The organism is Mycolicibacterium duvalii, assembly GCF_010726645.1.
GTDB classification, from domain to species: domain Bacteria; phylum Actinomycetota; class Actinomycetes; order Mycobacteriales; family Mycobacteriaceae; genus Mycobacterium; species Mycobacterium duvalii.
Window position 1 is genome coordinate 3366708 of record NZ_AP022563.1, and the last position, 18279, is coordinate 3384986.

An 18279-nucleotide genomic window follows, 5' to 3' on the forward strand; every position below is an offset into this window, starting at 1 on the left:
TCCACCCGGCCTAGTTGGCGGTGGGTGGCGGTGGCTCGTAGGGGTGGTACCACTTCCAGCCGGCGCGTTCGCCGGTCGGGCCGCGATAGGGCGGGACGTCGGGGGGTGGCTGGGTGGGTGGGCGGGCCAGGGAGCCGGGGCGTAGCGGTCGGCCTTGGCGGTCGGTGACGGTGATGGTCGGGGCGGGTCCGGTGATGGTGATGACCCCGCGGTGGTGTTGGCGGTGATGCCACGGGCACAGCAGCACCAGGTTGTCCAGCTCGGTGGCTCCGCCGTCCTCCCAGTGCTGCAGGTGATGGGCGTGCAGGCCGCGGGTGGCCCCGCACCCGGGCACCGCGCAGGTGCGATGGCGGTGCTCCAGGGCGCGGCGCAACCGTCGGCTGATGGTGCGGGTGCTGCGCCCGGACCCGATCGGTTCGCCGTGGCGTTGGAACCACACCTCGCAGGTGGCATCACAGCTCAGATAGCGGCGCTCGGCATCAGTGAGCAGCGGGCCCAGATGCAGCGAGGCGACCTTGTCCTTGACGTCGACGTGCACCACCACGGTGGTGCGCTGCCCGTGCGGGCGGGCCGCCACATCGGCGTCCCACCCCGCCTCGACCAACGCCGTGAACGCATCCACCCGCGTCGGCATCGGCGGCCGCACACCGACCGCATCCTCGTCCTCGTCCTCATCATCGCGAGGGGCGGCGTCGGCGGAGTCCTCACCGGCGTGGTCGCGTTTCCACTCGGCGATCAGCCCGTCGTGCTGGGACGCCAGCCCGGCCTCGAACGTCGCCGACTCAAGGGTCGACAGCGTGATCGTCCACCGGATCAACTCACCCTTGGTGGTCTTGCTGATCCCGCGCTGGTGCTCACCGCGCGGCGCCGGCGCCGGTTGCGGCTCGACCTTGACCGCCGTGCGCAACTGCGCCACCGTCATGTTCTCGGCCAACCCCGCATAGTGGGCATCGGAGCCCTGCCCGCCGCGCTGGGCGATCACCCCGACCTGATCCAACGACAACCGGCCCTCCCGCAACAGGGCCGCACAGCGCGGGAACTCGGCCAGCCGGTCGGCGATCGCGGTCACGGTCTCGGCGTTGTTCGGCGAACACCCGATCTTCCACGCCACCAACGCTTCGATCGACCGGCACCCGGTGTTGCCCCACAACCGGTCCCCGTCGATCTGGGCCACGATCTCCACAATCCGGCCATCGATGGCATTGCGCTGACCCGTCAACTCCGACAACTCGTCGAACAACGCATCCAACCGAGCCGCCCGACTCGACGCAGGCTCGACCTCGTCATCGGCCAACAGCGCGGTGGAAGACATGACCCCATACAAGCAGCAGGGTCCGACATTTAGCTTTGGAGTGTGAGTTCGCGGGCGGGCCGAACGTCCGACTGGGACGCGTGGTGATCCCTGAGATTTGAGTGGTCCGCTCGCGAGCTCGGTGGCTGGTCGAGCGGTGTCCTTGTTCGGGAACTTGGAGCCAGCCGGTCGGTGTGGACTCCTGCTTAGGGAATGTCTGGGCCACAGCCGCGATGGTCAGCCACCTGGGTGAATAGGGATTGATGGCTGACAGGAGCACACAACGATGGCATGGACATTAGGAATCGACGTAGCGGTGCGCGCGGCGCATCAAGCGACGCTGGCCCGCGACGGGACCACGGTATGGCGGGGCCGGAAATTCTCGACCCGGCCGGCGGACTTGGAGCGGTTGTGGGCCGATCTGTTCCTGGCCGACGCCACGGACGTGACCGTGGTGGTCGAGCCGACCCGTAACGCATGGATCGTGCTGGCCGAGTGGTTCCGCCGCCGCGGCGCCCGGGTGGTGATGGTGCCTACCACCCAATCGGCGGATCTGCGCAAGTACTACCCAAGCACACCAAGAACGATCGCATCGACTCCGAGCTGCTGGCCCGGCTGCCGCTACTTCATCCCGAAGGGTTGCGCGAGTATTCCGGCCAGGGACCGGCAGACCCGTTGCGGCGCTTGGTCCGACAGCGCTCCACCATGATCAAACGCCGGGTGGCGGTGTATTCACGGCTCGATGCGCTCGTCGAGCTCCTCGGGCCAGCGTGGTATGCGGTGCTCGGCTCGAACTACGGCAACGCGGCGTTGGAGTTCCTCGCCCGCTACGCCGACCCGAATACGGTGATCCGACTCGGCCAGGGACGTCTGAGCCGGTTTCTGATCGCCCGGTCCCGCGGCGCGTGGCGCGAGGACCACGCCGCCGGACTCATCGTCGCAGCCAAGGAAACCCTCATGCTGTGGGGACCCGACGGGATGAACTTCGCCGAACTGGGCGACGACATCGCCCACGAGGCCGAACAGGCGCTGTTTTTGACCCGGCAGATCAAGCAGATCGATGAACGGGTCGCGAACCTCTACGCCGACGCCGACCCCAAGGCAATCGTGGCTTCTGCTCCCGGTGTCGGACCGGTCATCAGCGCCGTGATCGCTGGGCGGATCGGTGATCCTCACCGGTTCACCTCACTGGCCGCGATCCGCGCCTACACCGGACTGGTCCCCAAGGTCAGCCAGTCCGGGCTGAGCAAGGTCGAATCCTCGATCACCAAGGCCGGCGACCCCCTGCTGCGCGAAATGCTATACACCGCCGCTGATCAAGCCCGCAAGATCGACCCGCAGATCGCCGCGAAATACCAGCGACTGATGACCGGCGACCGCCACCACGACTCGGCGATCTGCCACCTGGCCACCCTGCTGGTCACCCGGATCGCTACCTGCATGCGCAACGGCCAGCCCTACGTCCTACGCGATGTCGACGGCACCCCGATCACCGACGCTCAGGGCCGCAAGATCGTCAAAGAGCGCTACCAGATCCAACCCCGGCGCCGCGACAACATCCGTCACCAACGCATGCGCGACCGCCGCAAACAGGCGGCGGGCCAGGAGTCACAGGAGTCGCCAAGCGCTCCAACATCCAGGCCCGCCAAACACGAGCCTACGAGCCAACACGCCGTTTGACATCCGTTAGGAACTCAATTCCGGCCCCTGCGCGGGCCGCCCAAGCGTGACGAGTTACCAGCTGTCCCAGTGGGTCAGCTGCTCGGCGGGCAGCCGGCGGGCACGGCGGAAATCGGTGCCCTTGGTATAGGCGATCGGGAATAGCCCGGCCTGGCTGTAGTTGTCGAACGGAATGCCGAGCAGGTCGGCGGCCTGGCGCTCGCCGTCCCCGAGCAGGTGCAACGTGGTCCACGCCGAACCCAGACCGCGGGACCGCAGCGCCAGCATGAAGCTCCACACCGCCGGCAACAGCGACCCCCAGTACCCGGCGCTCTGCCCCGACGGCGTCTCGGTGGGTTTGCCCTCCAGGCACGGGATCAACATCACGGGCACTTCGTGGAAGTGGTCGGCGAGGTAGCGCGCGGAGTCCTCCACCCGCGGACGCTGCTCGTCGCGGATGTCACCGGTGGTCGGCTTCTCCAGGTTCAGATACGGCGTGGCGTTGGTGCGGTAGATCTCGGCGAGCGCCTTCTTCTTCTCCGCATCCTCCACGAACACCCACTGCCAGCCCTGGTTGTTCGAGCCGGTCGGCGCCTGCAGCGCGATGTCCAGACACTCCATCAGCACCTCACGGGGCACCGGCTTGTCGAAGTCGAGGCGCTTGCGCACCGAACGGGTGGTGGTCAGGACCTCGTCTGCAGTCAGGTTCAGCGTCACCTGGCCGAGCTTACCGCCGCGTGAGGAGGCCACCGTTGGGGTAGACAGGAGGTGTGCTGAACATCAAAGAGGTTGTCTCGCAAGGCCTGGAGTTCGCTGGATCAGTCGTCGGGCTGCGCTGGGGAACCGAGGAGCCGCGCTTCACCGTGCTCGACACCGTCGACCGCGACGGCACCAAGGTGGAAATCCGCCGCTATAACGACCGCATCGCCGCCGAGACCACGGTGGCCGCCGACGAGGACGCCGCCCGCAACGTCGGGTTCCGCCGGCTCGCCGGTTACATCTTCGGCGGCAACGACGGCGGACGAAAGATCGACATGACCGCGCCGGTGACCCAGCGCTCATCCGGTCAGAAGATCGCGATGACCGCGCCGGTGGCCCAGCAGACCGGTGGCGGTCCATCGACGATCCGGTTCTTCATGCCGTCGAAGTGGACGATGGAGACCCTGCCCAAACCGAACGACGAGCGGGTCCAGCTCGTCGAGGTACCCGGCGAGACCGTGGCGGTGCTGCGGTTCAGCGGAGACCGCAGCCCCGCGGAGGTGGCGCGTCGCGTCGGTCTGCTGCGCGAGGCGCTGAGCGGCAGCGGCTACCAGCCCGCGGGCGAGCCGATGTCGTGGTTCTACGATCCGCCCTTCACGCTGCCGTTCCGGCGGCGCAACGAGGTGGTGCTGCCGGTCACGCGCAGTTAGCGAAAGTCCCGCGACTTCGACGCGACCCGCAGTGTGAGCGGACCCATCCGGTCGGCGACCACCGTCACCGCGCCGGTGGCGTTCTGCACCACACCGCGCACCACCAGCGCCGCCGCCGTCTGCGCCAGCTTGCGGTGCCGGGACCACACTCCCGGTGTGCACAGCACGTTGACCATCCCGGTCTCGTCCTCGAGGTTGACGAACGTGACCCCCTGCGCGGTGGCCGGCCGTTGCCTGTGGGTCACCGCGCCGGCGACCAGGACCCGGGTTCCGTCGGGCACCGACAACAGCTGGTCGGCGGGCACCACCCCCATGGCAGCGAGGTCTTCCCGGAGGAACTGCGTGGGGAAGCGGTCCGGGGACACCCCGGTGGCCCACACATCGGCCGACGTCAGCTCCAACTCACTCATCCCGGGCAGCGCCGGGATGTGCGATGCCGTCCCGACGCCCGGCAACCGGTCGGGGCGTTCGGTGGCGGCCGCACCCGCCGCCCACAGCCCCTCGCGGCGGGTGATGCCGAAACACCCCAGCGCTCCCGCGGTGGCCAGCGCCTCGGTCTGCGGCACCGTCAGCTGCACCCGACCGGTCAGGTCGAGCAGGGTTCGGAACGCGCCGTGGGCTTCTCGCTCTTGCACCAGCCGCTCGGCCAGCTCGTCACCGATGTGGCGGACGCTGCCCAGGCCGAGCCGCACATCCAGTCCGCGGTTCTCCAGCGTGGCGTGGGCCAGGCTGGCATTCACGTCGGGTCCGTGCACGGTGACGCCGTGGCGGCGCGCGTCGGCCACCAGTGACTGCGGCGAGTAGAAACCCATCGGCTGGGCGCGCAGCAGCGCAGCGCAGAACGCCGCCTGGTGGTGCAGCTTGAACCACGACGAATAGAACACCAGCGACGCGAAGCTCAACGAATGGCTCTCCGGGAAACCAAAGTTGGCGAACGCCTCCAGCTTCTCGTAGATGCGCTCGGCCACTTCGCCGGTGATGCCGTGCAGCTCGGCCATCCCGTCGAAGAACCGGCCCCGCAGCCGGCGCATCTTCTCCGTCGACCGCTTGGAGCCCATCGCGCGGCGCAGCTGGTCGGCCTCGGCGGCGGAGAAACCGGCGCAGTCGACGGCCAGCTGCATCAGCTGTTCCTGAAACAACGGCACTCCCAATGTCTTCCGCAGCGCGGACTCCATCGACGGATGCTCGTAGGTGACCTTCTCCTGTCCGTTGCGGCGCTTGATGTACGGGTGCACCGACCCGCCCTGGATCGGCCCGGGCCGAATCAGCGCCACCTCGACCACCAGGTCGTAGAACACCCGCGGCTTCAACCGCGGCAGCGTGGCCATCTGCGCGCGCGACTCCACCTGGAACACCCCGACCGAATCAGCGCGCTGCAGCATCTCGTACACCGCGGGCTCGGACAGGTCCAGCTTGGCCAGGTCGACCTCGATGCCCTTGTGCTCGCGCACCAGATCGATGGCGTAGTGCAGCGCCGAGAGCATCCCCAGGCCCAGCATGTCGAACTTCACCAGACCGATTGCCGCACAATCATCTTTGTCCCACTGGAGCACACTGCGGTTCTCCATTCGCGCCCACTCGACCGGGCACACGTCGGCGATCGGGCGGTCGCAGATCACCATGCCACCGGAGTGGATGCCCATGTGCCGGGGCAGGTTCGAGATCTGCTTGGCCAGCTCGACCACCTGCTCGGGGATCCCTTCGGTGTGGGTCTCGTCGGTCAGCCTGCCCCACTGACTGAACTGCTTGCTCCACGCGTCCTGCTGACCCTGCGAATACCCCAGGGCGCGCGCCATGTCGCGCACCGCGCTGCGGCCGCGGTAGGTGATCACGTTGGCGACCTGCGCGGCGTACTCCCGGCCGTAGCGCTGGTAGACGTACTGAATGGCGTTCTCGCGCAGGTCGGATTCGATGTCGACGTCGATGTCGGGTGGGCCGTCGCGGGCCGGGGACAGGAACCGTTCGAACAACAACTCGTTGGCGACCGGGTCCACGTTGGTGACCTTGAGCGCGTAACAGACCGCCGAGTTGGCCGCCGAGCCCCTGCCCTGGGCCAGGATGTTGTTGTCCCGGCAGAACCGGGTGATGTCGTGGACCACCAGGAAGTAGCCCGGGAAGTTCAGCTGCTCGATGACCCGCAGCTCGTGCTCGATCTGGGCGTAGGCACGGGACGCGTGCGCGGGGGGACCGTACCGTTCCCGCGCCCCGGTCATCACCAGATGCCGCAGCCAACTGTTCTCGGTGTGACCGGAGGGGACGTCGAACGGCGGCAGTTGCGGCGCGATCAGGGACAGTGCGAACGCGCACTGCTCCCCGAGCTCGGCCGCCGCGGTCACCACCTGTGGACAGTGGGCGAACACGCGGGCCATCTCGTCGCCGGACCGCAGATGCGACCCGCCCAGCGGGGCGAGGTGACCCGCGGCGTCGTCCATCGAGTTGCGGGCCCGGATCGCCGCCATCGCCATGGCCAGCCGACCCCGGCCGGGTTCGGCGAAATGCGCGGCGGTGGTGGCCACCACGCCCACTCCGAACCGGGGCGCCAGCGCGGCCAACGCGGCGTTGCGTTCATCGTCGAGCGGGTGGCCGTGGTGGGTGAGTTCGACGGTGACGCGTTCGGACCCGAAGCGGTCCACCAGGTCGGCCAGCGCGGCGGCTGCCCCGTCGGGCCCGTCCATAGCCAGTGCACGGCGGACGTGGCCCTTGCGGCAGCCGGTGAGGATCTGCCAGTGCCCGCCGGCGGCCTCGGTCAGCGCGTCGTAGTCGTAGCGCAGCACCCCCTTCTCCCCGCCGGCCAGATGCGCTGCGGCCAACTGCCGCGACAGCCGCCGGTAGCCTTCCGGTCCGCGGGCCAGTACCAGCAGGTGCGGGCCGGGCGGGTCGGGGTCGTCGGTGCGGCTGCCCCCGCCCAGCGACAACTCGGCGCCGAACACCGTGGCCATCTCGAGTTCCCTGGCGGCTTCGGCGAATCGCACCACCCCGTAGAGGCCGTCGTGGTCGGTCAGCGCGAGAGCCCGCAGACCCAGCCGGGCGGCTTCTTCGACCAACTCCTCCGGTGTGCTGGCGCCGTCGAGGAAGCTGTAGGCCGAGTGGGCGTGCAACTCGGCATACGGCACCGCCGAGTCCGGCCGCGTCGCGTCGCCGATGGACTCGTAACGGCCGCGTTTCCGTGACCAGGCGGGGCTGTCGCCGCCGTCGCCGACCTGCTCGTCGATCGGCCAGCCGGCCCGACGGGGTTTGCCCGTGAGCACGCGCTCCATCTCGCCCCAGCTCGGCGGACCGTTGTGCCAACCCACCGGACCAGTGTATCGAACACACGTTCGATATGGGCGGGAAGGGGATCAGGCGGGGCGGTCCTCGCCGGGCCAGTCGCCGTTCGGGCCGTCGTCGTCCCCGCCCCCGCCGTCCTCGAGCGTCGGCCGGAGCACGTAGCGCACCTGGTTGCCGCCGGCCATCCGGGCCTGCTCGATGGCCTGGGTGGCGATGCCGATCAGTTTGTCGAGTACCTCGTCGGGCGGCTCGGCGGCCAGCGGCGGCAGCGGGGTGCACACCACGCCGATGCTGGCCGTCAACCGCTGCGGGGTGGCGGCGATCGCGCCACGGATCCGCTCGACCAACGGCGACGCGTCGGCGGTGGTGAAGGTGTCGGCGATGAGGAAGTCGTCGTCGGAGACGTGGGCGACGATCGCGTTGTGTCGAACCGTCTCGCGCAGCGCCTGTCCCACCGCGACGCGGGCCCGGTTGCCCCCGCGCGCACCGGACAGGCCCAGCAGCAACGAGAAGCTGTCGATGTTCACCGCCACCACGACGAGGTATCGGTCATCGCTGCGGCTACGCGAGGCCAGCAGCGTCGCGACATCCCGGTAGAACGCATCGCGATGCCGCAAACCGGTCAGCTGCTCGATGTCGGCGTGGTCGGCGTCGGACTCGACGAGCCGGACCACGAGCCGGAAGGAGAACGCCGCGAAGACGTTGACCAGGATCACCACCGCCGCCGAGGTCAGTGCCACCGCGAGATCGGTCTGCGCGGCCCGGACGAACAGCACGACGACGACCACGGCCAACACCGCCCAGGCCAGCGCGAGCAGGCGCGGGGTGTGAAAGCAGGTGACGTAGACACTGACTAGCACGAAGACGCTGGCGCTGAGAAAGCCGAACACCGGGTTTGCCGTGGTCAGCGCCATCAGCGCGACCACCGCGCAGCCGACCCCGACGCACAACAGTGACTGCAGCCGACTCGGCCAACGGTCCCGCAGCCACATCCCGGCGGCGGCCAGCGCGGCCACGGCGATCACCACCGCCACGATCTGCAGGGCCACCCCTTGCGCGGTCTGGCGGCTGTAGACCAGCACCACGGGAACCAGGCCGAACACGGCCAGCGCCAACGCGACCAGCCTGCTGGCCACGGCCTGCAGGCCGCGAGCCGCCAGCGCGGCAGTGAACCAGTAATACTGATCGGCACGCCACAGTTCTGGCCGGACCACGCCGGCTAACGCTTCCCGCAAACGCTCCATCGCACCTCTATCCCCCCGTCAAAGCCTCCCCCAGCCAGATCACTGCCCCCGCTCACAGCGGAACGCTACCAGCGCAGCAAACGGTTTCCCAGGGTTGTTCAGGACTCGAATTCGGCCTCTCCATCGTCAAGCACCAATCGCGGGTCACCATCGTCGGGGCTCAGCGCTTCGGTGCAGAACACCGCTCGACCCTCGCCCACTCGCCAGATCGTGGTCCGCAGGGTGTCGCCGGGAAAGACCGGCGAGGTGAAGCGGGCCGCCACGGCGGTCAGCTTGGTGGCGTCGCCGCCGCACAGTTCGGCGACCAGCGCGCGCCCGGCGACCCCGTAGGTGCACAAGCCATGCAGGATCGGCTTCGAGAAGCCCGCGAGCTGGGCGAACCACGGATCGCTGTGCAATGGGTTGCGGTCTCCGGACAGGCGATAGATCAGCGCCTGGTCTTCGCGGGTCGGCAGGTCGACCGACGCGTCGGGCGCGCGGTCGGGAAACTCCGGGGCGGGCGGCCGCTGTCCCGGCTGTCCGCCGAAACCGCCCTCGCCACGGAGCACCAGGGTGGTCAGCGTCTCTGCCAGCGTCGCGCCGGAGTCCGGGTCGGTGCCCGTGCCCTTCAGCATCACCACGGCGTTCTTGCCCGGACCCTTGTCCTGCAGGTCGGCCACCTCGGTGACGACGCTCAACCGACCCGCGCGCGGCAGCGGCGCGAACACCCGGATGCTCTGCGAACCGTGCAGCAGCCGGCTGAAGTCGAAGCTGCCGATCCGGCCGATCGCCGCGAACGGCGAGCACGCGATCACCGCATAGGTGGGCAGCACCTGCTGTTCGACGTCATGGCTGTTCTCGGTGGTCAACGCCAGGTCGGTGACGCCGGCGCCGACACCTAGCGCGTACAGCAGCGTGTCGCGATCGGTCCATTCGAACAGTTGCGGATCGGTGGTGGCGCCGAGGGCCTGCGGATCGAGAGGCATGCCGTGAGACTAACGCGGGGCGGGCCCCTGTTGACCCACTGTTTCCACGTCCTGGTGCGGCGTGGAATCGCGGAGGCGCTACGAGCGGCTGACAGCCCTCTTGACAATGACGGTGCTGCGCTCGCCGATGTGCCGAATCGGCCTTGCGCCCCGCGCAATCCCTCCTGACCGAACCCGGTCAACGGTCACGCAACTGCCTTGTGCCTTCTGGTCGCCGCAATCCTGCCGGCGACTCCGGGCAACCAGCGTTGCGCCCCGGCTTGGGAAACGGCGCCGAACGTGGCCAAGCGTGGAGTAGAACACTGATACATGCACTGCACAGCTGCTTGACGGGAGCCGCCGGAGTTGTCCCGACTTGCCCGCGGCCCCGCACTCGGGTCGTTATTCTCATCAGCTGACCGTTTCGCTGTGGCTCATTAACGCCGAATCTCCTGATCAGCCCTGTTCGTCAGTGCAATATCGTCGTGAAGCCAAGCAGGCCTCGACGGCAATGGCAGGCTGCGATGGCAACAGTCAGAAGCAACAACTGGAGCATCAGCCGCGCCGAAAGGCATCTTGTCAATAGAACAGTTACTGCTATATTGTTCATCGTGCGTGCGAGAGGATTGAGGCCCCGGGTGGTCGTTTGCTCGCCCACATCATGACGCCCGTCGTGGCCGTCACGCTACGCCGGAAGGTCGAGACGTTGCCGGACTGCATCGTCAGGCGCTTCGAGGTCAAGTGAGGTGAACGTCGGCGCGCGATTCTGGATTGAGGCGGCAGCGCCCGTAGCTGAGCCGCGGTCGACGGGAATCGCTCTGCCGAAGCATATTTCAGTTTCGATGCAGACCGCCGATGACATTTTCTCGTCGGCGCCGGACGCGGTGCAGTTCGTCCTCGGACAGCCTTTCCCGAGGCATGATTTCCTCATGCAGTCACGGTTCGTGGCGTGGGTGCCGACGGTGCATACCGTGGTGGTCGCAGCAGCGAGGTCGGGGGCCTCGAGTTGAGCAACAACCGCGTCCGTGTTCTCGCAGGGCTGGCTTTGATCACCTCGGCGGTGCTTGTGACTGCGCTGTCCGTGGTGCTGTTCCGCGGCGATCTTACGAGGACGGCCACAGTCACCGTACTTTCCGAGCGCGCCGGACTGGTGATGAATCCCGACGCCAAGGTCAAGATGCAGGGCATCACGGTCGGCAGGGTCGGCTCCATAGAAGTCCTGCCGGACGGACGAGCGGCGCTGCATCTCGAACTGAACCCTCAACAGATGGCGATGATCCCGTCCGACGTCGGGGTCGACATCACGTCCTCGACTGTTTTCGGCGCGAAGTTCGTTGATCTGGTTCCACCGGCGCGGCCGGCATCCTCTGCTCTCGCCGCCGGTCAAGTGCTGCAAGGTGACCGCGTCACCGTCGAGATCAACACCGTATTCGAACGATTGACCAATCTGCTCGACACCATCGACCCTGTCCAGCTCAACGAGACGCTCGGTCAGCTCTCGCGAGCACTGGACGGCCGTGGCCGGAAGATCAACCAGATGCTTGCCGACCTTGATGCCTTCCTGACACGCTTCGAGCCCAGCGTCCCCAATCTGCGCCGTGATCTGTCGGCTCTGCCGCCCGTGGTATCGGCCTACGCCACTGCCGCACCTGACTTCATCGAGGTGCTCGAGCGGACGACCGGGATCAGCGAGACACTCGTCGGTCAGCAGCACAATCTCGACGCACTTCTGGTCAGCGCGATCGGATTCGGCAACATCGGAACCGCCGTGCTGACAGAGAACCGGCAGCCACTGACCGATCTTCTCCACATTCTCGTGCCGACGACAGACCTGCTCCACCAGTACCGCCAAAACGTCGACTGCACGTTGCAGGGGCTGGTGCCTTTCACTCAGGGAATCCCGCTACCGGAACCCGGAATCATGGTGTCGATCGGATTCACCTGGGGGATCGAGAGATACCGCTACCCGGGAGACCTTCCCAAAGTTGCGGCCAGCGGTGGATCGAACTGTGAGAAGGTCGGTATGCCGGTTCTGCAACCGGAGGAGATCTCACCATTCCTGGTCACCGACATCGGCGGAAACCGTTGGCGGTACGGGAACGACGGCATCGTCTTGAACTCCGACGGGCTCAAGCAGCTCCTCTTCGGACCCATCGATGGGCCTCCCCGTAACTCCTCGCAGATCGGAATGCCGGGGTAGACATGCGTGGATCAAGCATCAAGTTTGCCGCCTTCGCCGCCGTGATGAGCCTGCTGACAGCATTTTTGGTGATGATGTTCGCCGACTACCGGGCCGGGGACACCAACAATTACTCCGCGGTGTTCAACGATGTCGCCCGCCTGAAAAGCGGCGATTCGGTCCGGGTAGCGGGCGTGCGCGTAGGAACTGTCAACGACGTTCGCCTGCGCTCCGACAAGACCGTCCTGGTCTCCTTTGACGCCGAGCGCAAGGTGGTGCTGACAGCCGGCACCCGCGCGGAGGTTCGCTACCTCAACTTGGTGGGTGACCGGTATCTCGAACTGCTCGATTCACCCGGCTCCACACAGACCCTGCCGGCAGGCGCACAGATCCCCGCCGAGCGCACCGCACCTGCACTGGACCTCGACCTGCTTCTCGGCGGCCTGCGGCCCCTCACCCGGGGTCTCGACCCCCAGGACATCAACATACTGACGTCGTCTCTTCTGCAGGCGCTCCAAGGCCAGGGAGGCGTGATGGAATCGCTGCTGTCCCGAACGTCGACATTCACCTCCACTCTCTCCGATCACAGCGACGTCATTCAGCAGGTCATCGACAACCTTCGCAACCTGACGTCCGTGCTGGCGAAAGACAGCCGGCAATTCTCCGACTCGGTCGAGCGCCTCGACGAACTCGTTGCCGGACTTGCCGCCGACCGCGATCCGATCGGCGCGTCCATCGAGTCACTGGAGAAGGGCACGGCGTCTCTGACCGATCTGCTCACGAATGGACGGCCGCCCTTAGCGGCCACGGTCGACCAACTGAGTCGTCTCTCAGTGCCCCTCGATGCGGACAAAGACAAGATCGATATCGCCCTGCAGAAGGCGCCGAACAACTTCAGGAAGTTGGTCAGACTCGGCGCATACGGCAGTTGGATCAACTACTACCTTTGCGGCATCACACTGCGCGTGAGCGATCTGCAAGGACAAACCGCGGTCTTCCCCTGGGTCAAGAACCAGGGTGCCGGAAGGTGCGCAGATTCCTGATGTTGAAGTACAAGGGCAAGCACCTCTTCAGAGCCGGCTTCATCGGCATCCTCGTCACCGTGCTGATCATTTTGGTAGGCCTGCAACCGGAACGGCTGTTATCCCTGGCCACCGACGTCCGCTACCAAGCACTGTTCGCAGAAGCCGGCGGCTTGCAAGCCGGCAACGACGTTGTGGTCTCCGGCACCAAGGTCGGTCACGTCACCAGCGTCGCCCTGGACGGAAATCGAGTCCGAGTCGGCTTCACCGCCGATGCCACCGTGACCTTCGGGCGCGACACCACCGCCCACATCCGGACAGGCTCGCTGCTCGGGGAGCGGACACTGACTTTGCAATCAGCCGGCGACGGTGTTCTGGATGCCTCGACCGAGATTCCGTTGACACGCACCTCATCTCCCTACTCGCTCAATGACGCAGTGGGTGATCTTTCGTCGCAGATTGCCCAGACCGACACCGCCAACGTCAATCAGTCTCTGGACGTGCTGGCGCAGACGTTCGACCAGATCGCCCCGCAGTTGGATCCTACGTTCGAAGGGCTGACGCGCGTGTCACGAATGCTCAACGAGCGCAACGACAACATCGCACTGCTTCTGGCGAACTCGGCCGACGTCACACGGGTGCTCTCAGATCGAAGCGAACAGGTCAATACTCTGATCCTCAACGCCAACGATCTGATGGCGGTGCTCGTCGACCGACGGGCAGCAATCGCCAATCTGCTCGCTAATACATCGGCTGTTTCTCAACAGATTTCCGGCCTGGTCGCTGACAACGAAGCCGAACTGACCCCGATGCTGGACAAACTCAACTCGGTCAACGCCATGCTGCAGAAGAATCGTGACAATATCGCCGCAGCGCTTCCCGGGCTCGAGAAGTTTCAGCGCACGCAGGGCGAAACGATCGCATCTGGTGCCTACTACAACGCGTTTGTCGCCAACCTGATCCCATCGCAGTTCCTGCAACCTTTCCTCGACTACGCTTTCGGGTTCCGTCGGGGAGTCAACGCCGGCCAGCCGCCGGATAACGCCGGTCCCCGCGCAGAGCTGCCTTTCCCGGTCAACGGCATTCCGCAACCTGGAGATCTTCCCCATGACGGCAATCCGTAGACGCGCAATGGCCGGGGCTGCTGCGGCCTTCGTCGTGCTGATCGTCGCGTCCTCGGCGTTCCTGGTGCGTCAGACATTGCTCGCTCCGTCGACGATCTTTGCGTACTTCTCGTCCGCCACTGCCATTTACCCCGGCGACGACGTCCGCGTCCTCGGAGTGAAGGTCGGAACCATCACCTCGATCGAGTCCGGAGGGACGCAGGCCAAAATCGCGATGCAGATCGACCGGGACGTACCGATACCTGTCGGCGCCCAAGCGATCATCGTCGCCCCCAATCTCGTCGCCGCCCGCTTTGTGCAGCTGGCACCGGCCTACGATGCCCAGGGACCGACGATGCCCGACGGTGGTGTCATTCCGCTGGAGCGCACGGCAGTTCCGGTGGAATGGGATGAGGTCAAAGAGCAGTTGGCGCGGCTCACCGAGGATCTCGGCCCAACCTCGCCTGACGATCAGACCTCGGTATCGCGATTCATCAACAGCGCAGCGGATGCGATGGACGGCAACGGTGCCAAGCTTCGCGAGACACTCGCACAGCTATCGGCGGCAGGTCGCATCTTCGCCGAGGGCAGCGGTGACCTGGCCGACATAGTCACCAACCTGCAGCGCTTCGTCTCGGCGCTGCGCGACAGCAACATTCAAATAGTCCAGTTTCAGGATCGCTTCGCGTCCTTGACCGCCGTCGTCAACGACAGCAGAAGCGATCTCGATTCTGCACTGACGACGCTTTCCAGCGCTATCGACGACGCCAAACGATTCATTGCAGGAAGTCGAACCCAGACCAGTGAGCAGATCGAACGCCTTGCCGACCTCACCGCGGTGCTTGTCGAACAGCGGACTTCAGTCGAGAACATCTTGCACGGGGCGCCCTCCGCGATAGCCAACACCTATAACATGTACAACCCGGACACCGGGACATTCGTCGGTTCCTTCGTCTTCCAGAACTTCTCCAATCCCGTCCAGTTTCTCTGCTCGGGGATCGGCGCTGTCGAGAACGCCACGGCCCCTGAGACTGCCCGGTTGTGTGCCGAGTACCTCGGTCCGGCATTGCGCTTGGCGAATTTCAATTATCTGCCGATCCCGTTCAATCCGCTCCTCAGCGCGGTGGCCCAACCGCAGAACCTCGTGTACTCGGATCCGCGGTTGGCTCCCGGCGGGGCAAGAGTGCCCGCGGGACCGGCGGAGACTCCGCCTGCGGTGTCTGCATACACTGGCAGCGGGGACGTGCCGCCACCCCCCGGTTACGGTCCCCCACCCGCCCTCGCAACAGTCGACAGTCTCATCCTGCCGAACTCGGTGCCGCACGGTGCTGCCGAAGCACCACTGCCGCACACGACACCCGCGGGACCGGAGGTGCCGAATCCGTGAATGTCATCGCTGTTCGTCGGACTGCGCTGTGCGCCCTCGTGGCCACTGCCGCTACGAGTTGCGCCTTTCAAGGACTCAATTCGCTGCCCCTGCCCGGGACGGCAGGCCGAGACGCACACGCAGTGACATACTTCGTCGAGATCGCGAATGTCGGTACACTGGAGCCCAACTCGCCCGTCTTGATCTCTGATGTCACCGTCGGAAGTGTCGCCAAGCTCGCAGTCGACAATTGGAACGCCACGGTGGAGGTGTCCGTCGAACCAGATGTTGTGGTACCCGAGAATGCTGTGGCCACCGTCGGTCAGACCAGCTTGCTGGGGTCGATGCATCTTGCACTGAACCCCCCGCTGGGTGAGCAGCCGCACGGTCGCCTTGCGCCGAACACGACACTCCCGCTGAAAAGGGCCTCGACCTTTCCGTCCACGGAGCGGACCCTGTCTTCGCTGTCGACCATCGTCAACGGCGGCGGGCTCGGACAGATCAGCGACATCATCCACGAAACGAGCGTTGCCCTCTCCGGACGCGAGCAACAGGTCCGCACCCTGCTCACCCGCCTGGATGAGATCGCCGGTGTGCTGGCAGATCAGCGCCAGGACGTGGTCGTCACATTTGCCGAACTGAACAAGCTCAGCAAGACCCTAGCCGAGAATTCGGGCACCATCGATGCGGCGATCCGCAGGATCCCCGCTGCCTTAGATGTCCTGATCGAGCAAAGACCGCAGATAACAACGGCTTTGGACCGCCTTCGGATATTCAGCGACTCCGCCACGGGACTGATCAACGACACCCAGGACGATCTCATCCGGAACTTGCAGAACCTGGAGCCCATCCTCGGTGCAGTCGCCGATCTCGGATCCGACCTCGACACGGTGCTCGCATATCTGACGACGTTTCCATTCACCCAGAACGTCATCGACCGCGGGATGAAAGGGGACTTCATGAACCTGTTCGTCACGCTGGACCTGACCTATCCCCGGATCAAGCGGACGCTGGCGCTCGGTACCCGATTCGGTGAACCCAGAGCGCGGCTGATTCCTGCTCCGGGCGACCCCTGGCACGAGAATTACACGTACGATCCACTCGGCGGCACGATCGCCGAGCCCGTCCCACCGGCGACGCCAGCGCCGGCCGATCCACCGGAGGCCGGTGCGCAGCCTGCGCCGGCATTCTCCGGACCGGTGCTGCCCATTGCGCCACCGCGGGATTGGCAGTCCGGCACCCCCGCACCGCTCCAAGATCAGGTCTTCGCGGGGCCCTACCCGGGCGCACGCTGATGCTCAGTCGACTGGTCCGTATTCAACTGGTGCTGTTCTCCATCGTCTCGGTGCTGGCCGTCACGGCGATGATCATTGTCTATATCCAGGCGCCGATGCTGCTGGGTATCGGACGGTATTCGGTGACGATGGAACTTCCCGAGGGTGGCGGACTTTATCGCTTCAGCAATGTCACCGTGCGTGGCGTCCAAGTCGGCAAGGTCACCGAGTTGGAGTTGACCCCGAAAGGTCCGAGAGCGAAGCTCAGTCTCCAAACCACCCCAAGAATCCCGGCCGATTTGAGCGCAGAGGTGCGCAGCGTGTCAGCGGTGGGAGAACAATACGTCGACCTGCGGCCCCGCACGGACAACGGACCGTACCTGGGCGACGGATCTGTCATACCCGCCATCGACGTCACTGTGCCGCAAAAAGTCGGGCCGATGCTCGATCAGATGAGTGCGCTGTTGGGCAGCATTCCCAAGCACCGGATCGCCGACCTCCTCGATGAGACCTCCCAGGCTCTCAGCGGAGCGGACTTCGACCTGGGATCGCTCCTCGACTCCTCTGCCACGCTCAGTGAATCGCTTCGGACCAACGCCGATGCGGTGAGAGTGCTCACCGACGACAGTGTGCCGCTACTCGATGCTCAACAGCAGACAACGGATTCCCTGCGTCAGTGGGCGAGCAACCTCGCCGGGATAACCCGCCAGATCGATCAGAACGACGCCGCCGTGCGGAACATTCTGCAAGCCGGTCCCGGAGCTGCCGACGAAGCGGCGCGTCTGCTCGGTGACGTCAGACCTACGCTTCCCGTGCTGCTGGCAAATTTGACTACCGTCGGTCAGATCGCGGTGACCTATCGGCCCGGGATCGAGCAGCTACTCGTTCTGTTCCCGCCGTACATCGCTGCGCTGCAAGGGTTTGCTCTGCCGTGGAACAATCCGACCGGATGGCCGCTGGGTGATTTCACCGCGACCAGCGGCGATCCGCCCGCCTGCACCGTCGGCTTTCTGCCGGCCTCACAGTGGCGATCACCGGCGGACCTCACCGACATCGACACGCCCGAAAACCTGTTCTGCAAGCTCCCACAGGACTCACCGATCGCTGTCCGCGGCGCCCGCAACACCCCGTGCCTCGAGAATCCGGGGAAGCGGGCCCCGACCGTCGAGATCTGTCGGAGTGATCAGAGCTATCAGCCGCTGGCCCTGCGCCAGCATGCCCTCGGACCCAATCCGATCGACCCGAACGCCATCGCCCAGGGAATTCCGCCGGACGACCGCATCTTGCCGGGAGAGGGTCTCTACGGCCCCGTTGAGGGCACACCTCCACCGCCTGGACCGACGGCTGCAGCACCGAATGCGTTGCCGCAGGCTGCATCAGGAGGTCCGCTGGCCTTCGCGCAGTATGACCCAGCGTCGGGACGCTATGTCACGCCCGACGGTCGCACCCGCCAACAGTCTGACTTGGCCACAGGTGCCTCACCGAAGTCGTGGCGAGATCTGATGCCGAATTAGACCGACT

The 18279-nt window shown here is 65.9% G+C and carries 12 protein-coding genes and 1 pseudogene; 8 read left to right on the forward strand and 5 right to left on the reverse strand.

Annotated elements, in window-relative coordinates; all coding sequences use genetic code 11:
- Positions 1-10: 10 nt before the first annotated feature.
- Positions 11-1312, reverse strand: coding sequence for an HNH endonuclease signature motif containing protein (locus tag G6N31_RS15885; protein ID WP_163722217.1), 1302 nt, complete (start codon positions 1310-1312; stop codon positions 11-13).
- A 265-nt stretch (positions 1313-1577) separates the two neighbouring features.
- Between G6N31_RS15885 and G6N31_RS27220 the strand changes: the two are divergent.
- Positions 1578-2971, forward strand: a pseudogene (locus G6N31_RS27220) (IS110 family RNA-guided transposase).
- 54 nt (positions 2972-3025) lie between these two features.
- On the opposite strand, the gene G6N31_RS15895 reads toward G6N31_RS27220, so the two are convergent.
- On the reverse strand, positions 3026-3667 hold the full coding sequence (locus tag G6N31_RS15895) for a nitroreductase family protein (protein ID WP_098006722.1): 642 nt from the start codon (positions 3665-3667) through the stop codon (positions 3026-3028).
- A gap of 53 nt (positions 3668-3720) precedes the next feature.
- Between G6N31_RS15895 and G6N31_RS15900 the strand changes: the two genes are divergently transcribed.
- Positions 3721-4359, forward strand: coding sequence for an SOUL family heme-binding protein (locus G6N31_RS15900; RefSeq protein ID WP_098006720.1), 639 nt, complete (start codon positions 3721-3723; stop codon positions 4357-4359).
- On the opposite strand, the gene G6N31_RS15905 is transcribed toward G6N31_RS15900, so the two are convergent.
- From G6N31_RS15905 to G6N31_RS15915, 3 genes are all read right to left on the reverse strand, one after another.
- Entirely contained in the window at positions 4356-7652 is a 3297-nt protein-coding gene (locus G6N31_RS15905; RefSeq protein ID WP_098006717.1) for an error-prone DNA polymerase, read from the reverse strand. The two genes, G6N31_RS15900 and G6N31_RS15905, sit on opposite strands and share 4 nt — an antisense overlap.
- 45 nt (positions 7653-7697) lie before the next feature.
- Entirely contained in the window at positions 7698-8870 is a 1173-nt protein-coding gene (locus tag G6N31_RS15910) for a diguanylate cyclase domain-containing protein (protein ID WP_098006715.1), read from the reverse strand.
- 98 nt (positions 8871-8968) lie between these two features.
- Complete coding sequence (locus G6N31_RS15915) at positions 8969-9835, reverse strand: MaoC/PaaZ C-terminal domain-containing protein (protein ID WP_098006713.1); 867 nt, start codon at positions 9833-9835, stop codon at positions 8969-8971.
- A gap of 928 nt (positions 9836-10763) precedes the next feature.
- On the opposite strand from G6N31_RS15915, the gene G6N31_RS15920 reads away from it, so the two are divergent.
- From G6N31_RS15920 to G6N31_RS15945, 6 genes are read left to right on the forward strand one after another with little or no spacing between them, the layout of a single operon-like run.
- Positions 10764-12014, forward strand: coding sequence for an MCE family protein (locus tag G6N31_RS15920; protein ID WP_234815499.1), 1251 nt, complete (start codon positions 10764-10766; stop codon positions 12012-12014).
- 2 nt (positions 12015-12016) lie between these two features.
- Positions 12017-13036 carry an MCE family protein gene (locus G6N31_RS15925; RefSeq protein WP_098006707.1) on the forward strand — a complete coding sequence of 340 codons (1020 nt, stop codon included), beginning with the start codon at positions 12017-12019 and terminating at the stop codon, positions 13034-13036.
- Entirely contained in the window at positions 13036-14139 is a 1104-nt protein-coding gene (locus tag G6N31_RS15930) for an MCE family protein (protein ID WP_098006705.1), read from the forward strand. Before G6N31_RS15925 ends, G6N31_RS15930 begins: the two co-directional genes overlap by 1 nt.
- Positions 14123-15505 carry an MCE family protein gene (locus tag G6N31_RS15935; RefSeq protein ID WP_163722219.1) on the forward strand — a complete coding sequence of 461 codons (1383 nt, stop codon included), beginning with the start codon at positions 14123-14125 and terminating at the stop codon, positions 15503-15505. The genes G6N31_RS15930 and G6N31_RS15935 overlap by 17 nt, the downstream gene beginning before the upstream one ends.
- 5 nt (positions 15506-15510) lie before the next feature.
- Positions 15511-16779 (forward strand): MCE family protein, encoded by a 1269-nt coding sequence (locus tag G6N31_RS15940; RefSeq protein WP_420090860.1) that lies wholly within the window; start codon positions 15511-15513, stop codon positions 16777-16779.
- A complete protein-coding gene (locus tag G6N31_RS15945) occupies positions 16779-18272 on the forward strand; it encodes an MCE family protein (RefSeq protein WP_098004137.1) in 1494 nt (497 codons plus the stop codon). Before G6N31_RS15940 ends, G6N31_RS15945 begins: the two co-directional genes overlap by 1 nt.
- The last annotated feature ends 7 nt before the right edge of the window (positions 18273-18279 follow it).

Coding starts and splice junctions, on each gene's coding strand:
- G6N31_RS15910 (WP_098006715.1), bottom strand. CDS start 8,870: ATGGAGCGTTTGCGGGAAGCGTTAGCCGGCGTGGTCCGGCCAGAACTG.
- G6N31_RS15930 (WP_098006705.1), top strand. CDS start 13,036: ATGTTGAAGTACAAGGGCAAGCACCTCTTCAGAGCCGGCTTCATCGGC.
- G6N31_RS15945 (WP_098004137.1), top strand. CDS start 16,779: ATGCTCAGTCGACTGGTCCGTATTCAACTGGTGCTGTTCTCCATCGTC.
- G6N31_RS15925 (WP_098006707.1), top strand. CDS start 12,017: ATGCGTGGATCAAGCATCAAGTTTGCCGCCTTCGCCGCCGTGATGAGC.
- G6N31_RS15885 (WP_163722217.1), bottom strand. CDS start 1,312: ATGTCTTCCACCGCGCTGTTGGCCGATGACGAGGTCGAGCCTGCGTCG.
- G6N31_RS15935 (WP_163722219.1), top strand. CDS start 14,123: ATGACGGCAATCCGTAGACGCGCAATGGCCGGGGCTGCTGCGGCCTTC.
- G6N31_RS15915 (WP_098006713.1), bottom strand. CDS start 9,835: ATGCCTCTCGATCCGCAGGCCCTCGGCGCCACCACCGATCCGCAACTG.